Below are 483 nucleotides of genomic sequence, written 5' to 3' on the forward strand. Positions count from 1 at the left end.
GTACGATGGCTCAGCCGAGTTCAGCCTGACCCTGCGTGAAATCTTTATTGTCGAGACACAGACGGCAAAAGGGTTACACCCGAACCTGAAAAAAGCGGCAGCGAAGACGGTGAAAAAAAAGAATATGGGGAAAACTCAACCGAAAAAAGTCGCAATGACAGGTAATAATTCTTCCGCTTTGTTCGGTGGTAATGAGTTCTTTGGCGATCCTGCCGGAAGAGCCAAGCAATTTATCTGGGGACTTTTAGGGGGTGGCAAATGATATACGAAATCCCCGTTTCCACTGAAGAGATTCAGGAGCAGTCATTTACCCTGTTCGGTATGAATCTGCGGCTCACGCTCTATTTCAATCCCGTTATCAACGGCTGGCAATTTGATTTGTTAGAAACCAATAGCGATACCTTCATTGCGCAACTGTACGGCCTGACGGTCAACAGCCCGGCGTTGCTGACCAAGAATCTGCCGTTCGTCATCTTAATGAGT

The 483-nt window shown here is 47.4% G+C and carries 1 protein-coding gene and 1 pseudogene; both read left to right on the plus strand.

All coding sequences use genetic code 11. The features are described from left to right. Positions 1–262: pseudogene (locus tag Xinn_RS21470) on the plus strand (hypothetical protein); the annotation flags it as partial. After that, positions 259–483 (plus strand): phage baseplate plug family protein (locus tag Xinn_RS21475; protein WP_099137847.1); only part of this gene is annotated, 225 nt, incomplete at its 3' end. The pseudogene Xinn_RS21470 and the gene Xinn_RS21475, both read left to right, overlap by 4 nt.

The sequence above is a fragment of the Xenorhabdus innexi genome, assembly GCF_002632485.1.
GTDB classification, from domain to species: Bacteria; Pseudomonadota; Gammaproteobacteria; order Enterobacterales; family Enterobacteriaceae; genus Xenorhabdus; species Xenorhabdus innexi.